Annotated in this window: 10 protein-coding genes; 9 read left to right on the top strand and 1 reads right to left on the bottom strand. The window is 65.7% G+C overall.

The window, feature by feature from the left end:
• Positions 1 to 69 precede the first annotated feature (69 nt).
• The 9 genes from folP to phoR all read left to right on the top strand — a co-directional run bounded on the left by folP (position 70) and on the right by phoR (position 9,495).
• Positions 70 to 963, top strand: a complete 894-nt coding sequence (gene folP / locus C5F75_RS12570; RefSeq protein WP_455429271.1) for a dihydropteroate synthase — start codon at positions 70 to 72, stop codon at positions 961 to 963.
• 32 nt (positions 964 to 995) lie between these two features.
• Positions 996 to 2,351 carry a phosphoglucosamine mutase gene (gene glmM, locus C5F75_RS12565; RefSeq protein ID WP_059573869.1) on the top strand — a complete coding sequence of 452 codons (1,356 nt, stop codon included), beginning with the start codon at positions 996 to 998 and terminating at the stop codon, positions 2,349 to 2,351.
• 441 nt (positions 2,352 to 2,792) lie between these two features.
• Complete coding sequence (gene pstS / locus C5F75_RS12555) at positions 2,793 to 3,827, top strand: phosphate ABC transporter substrate-binding protein PstS (protein WP_059644229.1); 1,035 nt, start codon at positions 2,793 to 2,795, stop codon at positions 3,825 to 3,827.
• Positions 3,828 to 3,921: 94 nt separating this feature from the next.
• A complete protein-coding gene (pstC, locus tag C5F75_RS12550) occupies positions 3,922 to 4,908 on the top strand; it encodes a phosphate ABC transporter permease PstC (protein ID WP_059573867.1) in 987 nt (328 codons plus the stop codon).
• Positions 4,905 to 5,798, top strand: a complete 894-nt coding sequence (gene pstA, locus C5F75_RS12545; protein ID WP_059573866.1) for a phosphate ABC transporter permease PstA — start codon at positions 4,905 to 4,907, stop codon at positions 5,796 to 5,798. Before pstC ends, pstA begins: the two co-directional genes overlap by 4 nt.
• A 15-nt stretch (positions 5,799 to 5,813) precedes the next feature.
• Positions 5,814 to 6,662, top strand: a complete 849-nt coding sequence (pstB, locus tag C5F75_RS12540) for a phosphate ABC transporter ATP-binding protein PstB (protein WP_060011515.1) — start codon at positions 5,814 to 5,816, stop codon at positions 6,660 to 6,662.
• A gap of 18 nt (positions 6,663 to 6,680) precedes the next feature.
• A complete protein-coding gene (gene phoU / locus C5F75_RS12535) occupies positions 6,681 to 7,385 on the top strand; it encodes a phosphate signaling complex protein PhoU (RefSeq protein ID WP_059573864.1) in 705 nt (234 codons plus the stop codon).
• Positions 7,386 to 7,416: 31 nt separating this feature from the next.
• Positions 7,417 to 8,118 (top strand): phosphate regulon transcriptional regulator PhoB, encoded by a 702-nt coding sequence (gene phoB / locus C5F75_RS12530; protein WP_006750313.1) that lies wholly within the window; start codon positions 7,417 to 7,419, stop codon positions 8,116 to 8,118.
• A 57-nt stretch (positions 8,119 to 8,175) separates the two neighbouring features.
• Entirely contained in the window at positions 8,176 to 9,495 is a 1,320-nt protein-coding gene (phoR, locus tag C5F75_RS12525; protein ID WP_059573863.1) for a phosphate regulon sensor histidine kinase PhoR, read from the top strand.
• Positions 9,496 to 9,583: 88 nt separating this feature from the next.
• Here the strand turns inward: phoR and ppk1 are convergent, their stop codons facing one another.
• On the bottom strand, positions 9,584 to 11,647 hold the full coding sequence (ppk1, locus tag C5F75_RS12520; protein WP_059573862.1) for a polyphosphate kinase 1: 2,064 nt from the start codon (positions 11,645 to 11,647) through the stop codon (positions 9,584 to 9,586).
• Positions 11,648 to 11,757 lie beyond the last annotated feature (110 nt).

The following is an 11,757-nucleotide window of genomic DNA, read 5'->3' as shown; positions in this document are numbered from 1 at the left end:
TTTAGCGCCGTATACGGGCTGGTGTGGCTTCACACCGGCCCGTTTTGCATTCATTCACGTCCGTTGCTCGTGTCCGATTCCGCTGTGTCCCCGTTCATTCCCGCGCCGCTCCGGTGCGGCCGTTTCGAACTGACGTTCGAACGCCCGCTCGTGATGGGCATCCTCAACGCCACGCCCGATTCGTTCTCCGACGGCGGCCGCTTTCTCGCGCGCGACGATGCGCTGCGCCAGGCCGAGCGGATGATCGCCGATGGCGCGGACCTGCTCGACATCGGCGGCGAATCGACGCGCCCCGGCGCGCCGCCGGTGCCGCTCGACGAGGAGCTCGCGCGCGTGATTCCGCTCGTCGAGGCGCTGCGGCCGCTGAACGTGCCGCTGTCGATCGATACCTACAAGCCGGCCGTGATGCGTGCGGCGCTGGCCGCCGGCGCGGACCTGATCAACGACATCTGGGGGTTCCGCCAGCCGGGCGCGATCGACGCGGTGCGCGAGGGCAACAGCGGGCTGTGCGCGATGCACATGCTCGGCGAGCCGCAGACAATGCAGGCCGGCGAACCTGACTACGGCGACGTCGTGACCGACGTGCGCGATTTTCTCGCCGCGCGCGCCCAGGCGCTGCGCGACGCGGGGGTGGCGGCGGAGCGCATTTGCGTCGATCCCGGCTTCGGGTTCGGCAAGGCGGTCGTCGACGACAACTATGCGCTGCTGGCCGCGTTGCCGGATACGGCGCCCGCGCGCCCCGACGGGCGCGCCTATCCGATTCTCGCGGGCATGTCGCGCAAGTCGATGCTCGGTGCGGTGATCGGCGGCAAGCCGCCGATGGAGCGCGTCGCGGCGAGCGTCGCGGCCGCGTTGTGCGCGGTCGAGCGCGGTGCCGCGATCCTGCGCGTGCACGACGTCGCGGCGACGGTCGATGCGCTCAAAGTCTGGAATGCCGTGCGCGTAGCCGCGCGGCAACGATAAGCAAGTCAGAAAAACGAAGGAGGAAGGACCCCATGGGACGTCGATATTTCGGCACGGACGGCATTCGCGGCACGGTGGGCGAAGCGCCCATCACGCCGGATTTCGTATTGCGTCTCGGCTATGCGGCCGGCAAGGTACTGGCCGGCTCGGCCGACGTCGCGGCGGGCTCGCGTCCGACGGTGCTGATCGGCAAGGACACACGCGTGTCGGGCTACATGCTCGAAGCCGCGCTCGAGGCCGGATTCTCGGCGGCCGGCGTTGACGTGATGCTGGCCGGCCCGATGCCGACGCCCGGCGTCGCGTACCTGACACGCGCGCTGCGCCTGTCGGCCGGTGTCGTGATCAGCGCGTCGCACAACCCGTATCACGACAACGGCATCAAGTTTTTCTCGGCGGACGGCAACAAGCTGCCCGACGACACCGAAGCTGCGATCGAAGCGTGGCTCGACAAGCCGCTCGAATGCGCGGCGTCCGACGGTCTCGGCAAGGCGCGCCGCCTCGACGACGCGGCCGGCCGCTACATCGAATTCTGCAAGAGCACGTTCCCGGCCGCGTTCGATCTGCGCGGGCTGAAGCTCGTGATCGATTGCGCGCACGGCGCCGCGTACCAGATCGCGCCGCACGTGTTCCACGAACTCGGCGCGGACGTCATTCCGATCGGCGTGGCGCCGAACGGCTTCAACATCAACGACGGCGTCGGCGCGACCGCGCCGGACGCGCTGGTGCGCGCGGTGCGGGCGAACCACGCCGATCTCGGCATCGCGCTCGACGGCGATGCCGACCGCCTGCAAGTGGTCGACGCGACCGGCCGGCTGTACAACGGCGACGAACTGCTCTACGTGCTCGTGAAGGATCGGATCGCGACCGACGGCAAGGTCGACGGCGCGGTCGGCACGCTGATGACGAATCTCGCCGTCGAAGTCGCGCTGCAGCGCGAGGGCGTGAAGTTCGTCCGCGCGGCGGTCGGCGACCGCTACGTGCTCGAGCAGTTGCGCGAGCACGGCTGGCAGCTCGGCGCGGAAGGGTCGGGCCACATCCTGTCGCTCGACCGGCATTCGACCGGCGACGGCATCGTGTCGGCGCTGCTCGTGCTGGCCGCGCTGAAGCGCAGCGGCCGCACGCTCGCACAGATGCTCGACGGCGTCACGCTGTTCCCGCAGAAGCTGATCAACGTGCGGATGAAGCCGGGCGCCGACTGGAAGGGCAGCGCGTCGATTCGCGCCGCGATCGATGCCGCCGAAGCCGCGCTTGCCGGTAGCGGACGCGTGCTGATCCGCGCATCGGGCACGGAGCCCGTGCTGCGCGTGATGGTCGAAGCGCAGCAGGCGGCCGATGCGGCGCGCCATGCGGAGGCGATTGCCGACGCGGTGCGGGCGGCGACGAGCTGATCCATGTCAGCGGCGCGCGGCGGTTCGACCGCCCGCGCGCCGGCTCTGACGAATTTGCATGCGGCGCCTTCGGGCGCCGTAATTTTGTCGGACGCAAAGGTTTGCCGTACTGATAGAGGTGACCTTCCGCCCACGCAGTCTTCCGCTCAAATCACGCATCCGACCCCGGAAGCCGGCCTGCCTCCGCACCGGGCTTCCCGCCCCGGCTGACGCCACGCCACGACGCGCCCGCACACCGGTGAAAACGGCGTCCGTCCCGCCCTCCGAGGCAGGCAATTCTTGCCGCCATCACCGCTGCTGCGCCGCCGGCGCGCCACCCCATACTCCCTTTCAACCAGTCATGTTACTGTCACGCGAGTTTCATCGATTGTCACATTACCGTCATGAGCAGCCCCTAACCTTCGCGGTGCCGTAGTCATCCGCTCACACACTGGAGGTCTCATGAAATTGATGCAAACCGCGATTGCCGGCCTGGCTGGCGCGCTTTTCGCCGTCGCCGCCCACGCTGCCGACATCACGGGCGCAGGTAGCACGTTCGCGATGCCGATCTATACGAAATGGGCTGCCGACTACCAGCAGTCCGGCGGTTCGAAGGTCAACTACCAGGGCATCGGTTCGTCGGGCGGCCTGAAGCAGATCGTCGCGAAGACGGTCGATTTTGCCGGTTCGGACGCTCCGCTGAAGGATGAAGAACTCGCGAAGGAAGGCCTGTTCCAGTTCCCGACGGTGGTCGGCGGCGTGGTGCCGGTCGTCAACGTGCCGGGCGTGAAGGCCGGCGAACTGACGCTGTCGGGCCCGGTGCTCGGCGACATCTACCTCGGCAAGATCAAGAAGTGGAACGACCCGGCGATCGCCGCGCTGAACCCGAAGGTCAAGCTGCCGGATACGGACATCGCCGTGGTCCGCCGCGCCGACGGTTCGGGCACGAGCTTCATCTGGACGAACTACCTGTCGAAGGTCAACGACGAGTGGAAGTCGAAGATCGGCGAAGGCACGACGGTCAACTGGCCGACGGGCACGGGCGGCAAGGGCAACGACGGCGTCGCGGCCTTCGTGCAGCGCCTGCCGGGCGCGATCGGCTACGTCGAATGGGCGTACGCGAAGAAGAACAACATGGTCTACACGGCCCTGAAGAATTCGACGGGCACGGTGGTCGAGCCGAAGACGGAGACGTTCAAGGCCGCGGCGGCAGGCGCGAACTGGTCGAAGTCGTTCTACCAGATCCTGACGAACCAGCCGGGCAAGGAAGCCTGGCCGGTCGTCGGCGCGACGTTCGTGCTGCTGCACGCGAAGCAGGACAAGCCGGAGCAGGGCGCGGAAACGCTGAAGTTCTTCAGCTGGGCGTTCAAGAACGGCGAGAAGGCTGCCGACAGCCTCGACTACATCTCGCTGCCGGCGACGGTCGAGACGGAAATCCGCAAGCAATGGAAGACGAAGGTGACGGACGCCTCGGGCAAGCCGGTCGCCGCCGAGTAAGCGATCCAGCGGTTCGCTGCCCGGCTGCGCCGGTCGGGCAGTGTGTGCGGTAAGGCCGGGCGTTACGGCGCCCGGCGATCCAAAGCAGGCACCCATGTCTGATATTTCATACACGTCCTCACGATCGCCCGACACCGCGCAGCAGCGCGCGCCGAGCCGTCTCGGGGATGTCCTGTTCGGCGGCCTTGCGCGGCTCGCCGCGATCGTGACCCTGCTGCTGCTCGGCGGGATCATCGTTTCCCTGATCATTGCGTCGATGCCGACCATCCAGAAGTTCGGCCTCGGCTTCCTGTGGCAATCCGAGTGGGATCCCAACTCGGACATTTACGGCGCACTCGTGCCGATCTACGGCACGCTCGTGACGTCGCTGATCGCACTCGTCATCGCGGTGCCCGTCAGCTTCGGCATCGCGCTGTTCCTCACCGAGCTGGCGCCCGTGTGGCTGCGCCGTCCGCTCGGCATCGCGATCGAGCTGCTCGCCGCGATCCCGTCGATCGTGTACGGCATGTGGGGCCTGCTCGTGTTCGCGCCGATCTTCGCCGAATACTTCCAGAAGCCGATCGGCCGCCTGCTCAAGGACGTGTGGGTGCTCGGCCCGCTGACGTCCGGCGCGCCGATCGGCATCGGCATCCTCGCGGCCGGCGTGATTCTCGCGATCATGATCATCCCGTACATCGCGTCGGTGATGCGCGACGTGTTCGAGGTCACGCCGGTGCTGCTGAAGGAATCGGCATACGGAATCGGCTGCACGACCTGGGAAGTGATGTGGAAGGTCGTGCTGCCCTATACGAAGACCGGCGTGATCGGCGGCGTGATGCTCGGCCTCGGCCGCGCGCTCGGCGAAACGATGGCCGTGACCTTCGTGATCGGCAACACGAACCTGCTCGACAGCGTGTCGCTGTTCGCGCCGGGCAACAGCATCACGTCGGCGCTCGCGAACGAATTCGCGGAAGCGCAGCCGGGCCTGCATACGTCCGCGCTGATGGAACTCGGGCTGATCCTGTTCGTGATCACGTTCATCGTGCTATCCATCTCCAAACTGCTGCTGCTTCGTCTCGAGAAGGGAGAGGGCAAGAAATGAGCGAGCCCATCATGAATTTCCCGGGGCCGGACGGCGCCGTGCTCGACGCGATGCGCAACCGCCTGCAGCGCAAGCGCAAGGCCATCAACGCGATCGCGCTCACCGCATCGCTCGCCGCGATGGCATTCGGCCTGCTGTGGCTCGTGTGGATTCTCTACACCACGGTGCACCTCGGCGTCGGCGGCCTGTCGCTGCAACTGTTCACCGAATCGACGCCGGCGCCGAACACGGAAGGCGGCGGTCTCGCGAACGCGATCGTCGGCAGCCTGCTGCTGTGCGGCTTCGGCACGCTGGTCGGCACGCCGATCGGCATCCTCGCGGGCGTCTATCTCGCCGAATACGGGCAGAAGAACCTGCTGGCGAGCACGATCCGCTTCATCAACGACATCCTGCTGTCGGCGCCGTCGATCGTCATCGGCCTGTTCGTGTACGCGATCGTCGTCGCGAAGTCGGGGCGCTTCTCGGGCTGGGCCGGCGTGATCGCGCTCGCGCTGCTGCAGATTCCGATCGTGATCCGCACGACCGAGAACATGCTGAAGCTCGTGCCGAACGCGCTGCGCGAAGCGGCCGTCGCGCTCGGCACGCCGAAGTGGCGCATGGTGCTGAAGATCACGCTGCGCGCGTCGGTCGGCGGGATCGTGACGGGCGTGCTGCTCGCGGTCGCGCGGATTGCCGGCGAAACGGCGCCGCTGCTGTTCACCGCGCTGTCGAACCAGTTCTTCTCGGTCGACATGAGCCAGCCGATGGCGAACCTGCCCGTCACGATCTACAAGTTCGCGATGAGCCCGTTCGCGGAGTGGCAGTCGCTCGCGTGGGCGGGCGTGTTCCTGATTACGCTCGGGGTGCTCGGACTGAACGTCCTGGCGCGCTCGATCTTCTCGAAAAAGTAACGGCGGAGCAATCCGATGAATATGGCAGAAAGCCACCTGAATCCCGTCGAGCGCACTGCTGCGCCCGCCGGCACGCAAGACGCGGCGCACGGCCGTCCGCTCGCGCCGCTGAACGCGAAGATCGAGGTCAACAACCTCAACTTCTTCTACAACAAGTTCCACGCGCTGAAGAACATCAACCTGCGCATTCCCGAAGGGAAGGTGACGGCGTTCATCGGTCCGTCGGGCTGCGGCAAGTCGACGCTCCTGCGCACGTTCAACAAGATGTTCGCGCTCTATCCGGAGCAGCGCGCCGAAGGCGAAATCCTGATGGACGGCGAGAACCTGCTGACGACGAAGCGCGACATCTCGTTGCTGCGCGCGCGGATCGGCATGGTGTTCCAGAAGCCGACCCCGTTCCCGATGTCGATCTACGACAACATCGCGTTCGGCGTGAAGATGTTCGAAAAGCTCACGCGTTCGGAAATGGACGACCGCGTCGAGTGGGCGCTCACGAAGGCCGCGCTGTGGAACGAAGTGAAGGACAAGCTCGGCCAGAGCGGCTACGGGCTGTCGGGCGGCCAGCAGCAGCGCTTGTGCATCGCGCGCGGCATCGCGATCCGGCCGGAAGTGCTGCTGCTCGACGAACCGTGCTCGGCGCTCGACCCGATCTCGACGGGCCGCATCGAGGAACTGATCGCGGAGCTGAAGAGCGACTACACGGTCGTGATCGTCACGCACAACATGCAGCAGGCCGCGCGCTGCTCGGATTTCACGGCCTACATGTACCTGGGCGAGCTGATCGAGTTCGGCGAAACCGAAAAGATCTTCATCAAGCCGGTGCGCAAGGAAACGGAAGACTACATCACCGGCCGCTTCGGCTGATGACGGAGAACAACAGTCATGTCGGATAAACATCTGTCGAGCCAGTTCGACGCGGACCTGAATGCCGTGTCGTCGAAAGTGCTGGAAATGGGCGGACTCGTGGAGTCGCAGATCGTCGGCGCGATGCACGCGCTGAACGAATTCGATCGCGAGCGGGCCGAGAAGGTGATCGCGGCCGAGGAAACGCTGAACGCGATGGAAGTGGAGATCGACCAGGAATGCGGCAACATCATCGCGCGGAGGCAGCCTGCCGCGCGTGACCTGCGTCTTTTGATGTCGATTTCGAAAACGATTACGAACCTCGAGCGCGCCGGCGACGAAGCGGAGAAGATCGCGAAGCGCGTGCGCCGCCTGATCGACGAGCCGGCCGCGCGCACGGTCAACATCGCCGAGATCAAGGTGTCGGGCGAGATGGCCGTGACGATCCTGCGCCGCGCGCTCGACGCGTTCGCGCGCCTCGATACGGTGGCCGCCGCGCAGATCGTCAAGGACGACAAGGAGATCGACCAGGAATTCCGTGCGTTCGTGCGCAAGCTCGTGTCGTACATGCAGGAAGATCCGCGCACGATCTCGGTCGGCCTCGAATACCTGTTCATCGCGAAGGCGATCGAACGGATCGGCGACCACGCGAAGAACATCGCCGAATTCATCATCTACATCGTGAAGGGCACCGACGTGCGGCACCAGCCGCGCGACACGCTCGATCGCGAAGCCAACAGTTAATCGACTCCGTACAGGAAGAACAGAGGTGCCGATGCCCAGCAACATTCTCGTCGTTGAAGATGAGCCCGCGATTTCCGAACTGATCTCGGTGAATCTCCAGCACGCCGGTCACTGCCCGATCCGCGCGTACAACGCCGAACAGGCGCAGAACCTGATCAGCGACGTGCTGCCCGATCTCGTGCTGCTCGACTGGATGCTGCCGGGCAAGTCCGGTATCGCGTTCGCGCGCGACCTGCGCAACAACGAACGGACCAAGCACATCCCGATCATCATGCTCACCGCCCGCGGCGATGAGCAGGACAAGGTGCTCGGCCTCGAAATCGGCGCGGACGACTACGTGACGAAGCCGTTCTCGCCGAAGGAGCTGATGGCGCGCATCAAGGCCGTGCTGCGCCGCCGCGCGCCGCAGCTGACCGAGGACGTCGTGTCGATCAACGGGCTGCGGCTCGATCCGGCCACGCATCGCGTCGCCGCGCACGGGGACGGCAGCGAGATCAAGCTCGATCTCGGCCCGACCGAGTTCCGCCTGCTGCATTTCTTCATGACGCATCCGGAGCGCGTGCACAGCCGCACGCAATTGCTCGACCAGGTGTGGGGGGACCACGTGTTCGTCGAGGAGCGCACCGTCGACGTCCACATCAAGCGATTGCGCGCGGCCTTGAAACCGGCCGGCTGCGATGCGATGATCGAAACCGTGCGCGGCAGCGGCTACCGTCTCGCCAAGCACGCGTAACGTACTCGGGCGTGCTGTGTGCCGCGGCATGCCGTTCATTCTTTCGGACGCTGAATCATGAACATCATCTGGGCGCGCTTTCTGGTGTCGCTCGTGCTGCTCGTGCTGATCGGCGTATTGGTCGGCGTGTTCGCCGGCCCGACCGCGGGCCTCGTGTTCGTGGTCGTGATGCTGGTCGCGCAGGGCTTTTTCAGCACCTTCCATACGCAGCGTCTGTGGCGGCTGCTCGATGCGCCGGTCTACGGAGAAGTGCCGAGCGCGCCGGGCATCTGGGGCGAGATCTACTACCGGCTGCACAAGCTCGCGAAGCAATGGCATGCGCAGGTTCGGCAGGTCGAACAGCAGCACTCGCGCTTCATCCAGGCGATCCAGGCGTCGCCGAACGGCGTCGCGATGCTCGACGACCACGACCAGATTGAGTGGTGCAACGCGATCGCCGAAGTCCATTTCGGCCTCGATGCGAAGCGTGACCTGCGCCAGCACATCACGAACCTCGTGCGTCATCCCGATTTCGTCCGCTACCTGAATGCGCAGCACTACGAGGACACGCTGCTGATGCGCGGCATGGGCGATTCGCGGCAGAACGTGCTGGCCGTGCAGGTGTTTCCGTACGGCGAGAACCGCAAGCTGCTGCTCACGCAGGACATCACCGAGCTCGAGCGCACCGACGCGATGCGGCGCGACTTCGTCGCGAACGTGTCGCACGAGCTGAAGACGCCGCTTACCGTGCTGTCGGGCTTTCTGGAGACGATGCGCGAGCTGCCGCTGAACGAGGAGGATCGCGCGCGCTATCTCGACATGATGGAGCAGCAGGCGTCGCGGATGCGGCACATCGTGACCGACTTGCTGGTGCTCGCGAAGCTCGAAGGCGAGAGCAAGCCGCCGGTCGATCGCGCGATCGACATGCGGGCGGTGTTCGACCATCTGAAGGAAGATGCGAACACGCTGTCGAACGGGCATCACGACATCACGTTCTCGATCGACGAGACGCTCGGGGTCACCGGTGCGCAGACGGAGCTGTTCAGCGCGTTCGCGAATCTCGTCACGAACGCGATCCGCTATACGCCGGACGGGGGCAAGATCGCCGTGTCGTGGCGGCGCGACGGCGCGCAGGGCGTGTTTTCCGTCACGGACAGCGGCTTCGGGATCCCGGCCGCCGACCTGCCGCGGCTCACCGAGCGCTTCTACCGGGTCGATCGCAGCCGTTCGCGCGACACGGGCGGCACGGGCCTCGGGCTCGCGATCGTCAAGCACGTGCTGCAGCGGCACGACGCGCATCTGTACGTGCAGAGCGAGGAAGGGCGCGGCAGTACGTTCACCGCGCGGTTCCCGGGCTCGCGCGTCATCGCGATCCGGCCGGCCGCTTACGAAGCATGATCGCGTAGCGGCCCGGCGTTGAAAAAAGCAGCCCGCGGGCTGCTTTTTTCATTCCGACGCGACGCGCGACCCGCATCGCGCCGGCGGCTCACGAACAGAACTTCGCGAGCAATCCGAGCTGCGCGTTGCGGATCGTCTTGCCGGTGCGGCGGCGGCGATAGTGACCGTCGCTGTGCATCTGCCAGGCCGACTGGTTGTCGCCGAGGCACACCGACAGCCCTTCGGCGATCACGCGACGCTTCAGCCTGCGATCGCGGATCGGGAACGCGACTTCGACGCGGCGGAACAGGTTGCGGTCCATCCAGTCGGCGCTCGACAGATAGACGTCCTCGGCGCCGCCCGCGTGGAAATAGTAGATGCGGTGGTGCTCGAGGAAGCGGCCGACGATCGAGCGCACCGTGATGTTTTCCGACAGCCCCGGCACACCAGGCTTCAGCGCGCAGACGCCGCGCACGATCAGGTCGACCTTGACGCCGGCCTGCGACGCTTCGTACAGCGCGGCGATCACCGACGGCTCCAGTAGCGCGTTCATTTTCGCGACGATCCGCGCGCGCTTGCCGGCCTGCGCATTGTCGATCTCCGCGCGGATCGAATCGATGATGCGCGGATGCAGCGTAAACGGCGACTGCCACAGTTCGTGCAGCGTCAGTTCGCCGCCGATCCCGGTCAGTTGCTGGAATACGTGATGAACGTCCTCGCAGATCTTCTGGTCGGCCGTCATCAGCCCGAAGTCGGTGTACAGGCGTGCGGTGCGCGGATGGTAGTTGCCGGTGCCGAGGTGCACGTAGCGGCGCAGCGATGCCTTGCCGCCCTCGACGACGCGGCGCACGATCAGCATCATCTTCGCGTGGCACTTGTGACCGACCACGCCGTATACGACGTGCGCGCCGACGGCTTCGAGCTGCGATGCCCAGTTGATGTTGGTTTCCTCGTCGAAGCGCGCGAGCAGCTCGACGACGACGGTCACTTCCTTGCCGTTGCGCGCGGCTTCCATCAGCGCGTCCATCAGCGGCGAGTCGGTACCGGTGCGGTAGATCGTCTGCTTGATCGCGACGACGCTCGGGTCTCTCGCGGCCTGCTGCAGCAGTTCGAGCACGGGCTGGAAGCTCTCGTACGGGTGGTGCAGCAGGATGTCGCCGGCGTCGATCGCGTCGAACATCGTCGGCGCGTTGGCGATTGCCGCGGGGGTCGACGCGGTGAACGGCGTGAACTTCAGGTCGGGACGATCGACGAGGTCGGGAATCTGCATCAGGCGCACGAGATTCACGGATCCCGCCACGCGATAGCAGTCCTTGTCGCCGAGCTCGCTTTCGTCGAGCAGGCGCCGCACGATGTGCGCCGGCGTGTCGGCCGACACTTCGAGGCGCACCGCATTGCCGAGGTGGCGTGCGGGCAATTCGCCCTGCAACGCGACACGCAGGTTCGTGATTTCGTCTTCGTCGACGAACAGCTCGCTGTTGCGCGTGATGCGGAACTGATTGCAGCTCTTCACGACGAGTTGCGGGAAGAGTTCGCCGACGAAGCGCTGCATGAACGAGCTCAGCAGCACGAAGCCGTGCTCGAAACCCGACAGCGCGTGCGGCATGCGCACGACGCGCGGCAGCGCGCGCGGCGCCTGCACGATGCCCATCACGGCCTGGCGGCCGAACGCGTCGCGGCCTTCGAGCTCGACGACGAAGTTCAGGCTCTTGTTCAGCACGCGCGGGAACGGGTGGGCCGGATCGAGGCCGATCGGCGTCAGCACGGGCAGCAGTTCGTCGAGGAAGTAGCGCCGCGCCCATTCGAGCTGCTCGTCGTTCCACGTGTCGCTCGCGTGGAAGTAGATGCCTTCCTGTTCGAGCGCTGGCAGCACGGTTTCGTGCAGCATCGTGTACTGTCGATGGACGAGCCGCTGGGCGCGCTCGACGACGAGATCGTAAGCGTGCTGCAACGACATGCCGTCGGGCGTCAGCGCGCCGGGGTTGTCGCGAATCTGCTCCTGCAGGCCGGCCATCCGGACTTCGAAGAATTCGTCGAGATTGCTGCTGGTGATGCAGATGAAACGCAGGCGCTCGAGCAACGGGACATGCGGGTCGGCCGCCTGGGCCAGCACGCGCTCGTTGAAACCGAGGATGCCGAGTTCACGATTGAGAAGCGGGTAACGGACGGACATCGGCAGGGTAGAGGGTAATTCAGGCGATGATTCGAACAGACGCTCGGAAACTCTCACGGTACGATGACGTGCTGATGACAATAATGCCTTTATATCCGGAAATTCTACGC

Source organism: Burkholderia anthinoferrum (assembly GCF_002925705.1).
Lineage (GTDB): Bacteria > Pseudomonadota > Gammaproteobacteria > Burkholderiales > Burkholderiaceae > Burkholderia > Burkholderia semiarida.
The sequence above is the reverse complement of the archived record's forward strand: the minus strand, read 5'-3'. Positions and strand labels throughout refer to the sequence as shown.

Bases quoted from the DNA above. Each gene is read 5' to 3' on its own strand.
- ppk1 (WP_059573862.1), bottom strand. From the start codon at position 11,647: ATGTCCGTCCGTTACCCGCTTCTCAATCGTGAACTCGGCATCCTCGGT.
- phoR (WP_059573863.1), top strand. From the start codon at position 8,176: ATGAACATCATCTGGGCGCGCTTTCTGGTGTCGCTCGTGCTGCTCGTG.
- pstS (WP_059644229.1), top strand. From the start codon at position 2,793: ATGAAATTGATGCAAACCGCGATTGCCGGCCTGGCTGGCGCGCTTTTC.
- pstA (WP_059573866.1), top strand. From the start codon at position 4,905: ATGAGCGAGCCCATCATGAATTTCCCGGGGCCGGACGGCGCCGTGCTC.
- glmM (WP_059573869.1), top strand. From the start codon at position 996: ATGGGACGTCGATATTTCGGCACGGACGGCATTCGCGGCACGGTGGGC.
- pstC (WP_059573867.1), top strand. From the start codon at position 3,922: ATGTCTGATATTTCATACACGTCCTCACGATCGCCCGACACCGCGCAG.
- phoB (WP_006750313.1), top strand. From the start codon at position 7,417: ATGCCCAGCAACATTCTCGTCGTTGAAGATGAGCCCGCGATTTCCGAA.
- pstB (WP_060011515.1), top strand. From the start codon at position 5,814: ATGAATATGGCAGAAAGCCACCTGAATCCCGTCGAGCGCACTGCTGCG.
- phoU (WP_059573864.1), top strand. From the start codon at position 6,681: ATGTCGGATAAACATCTGTCGAGCCAGTTCGACGCGGACCTGAATGCC.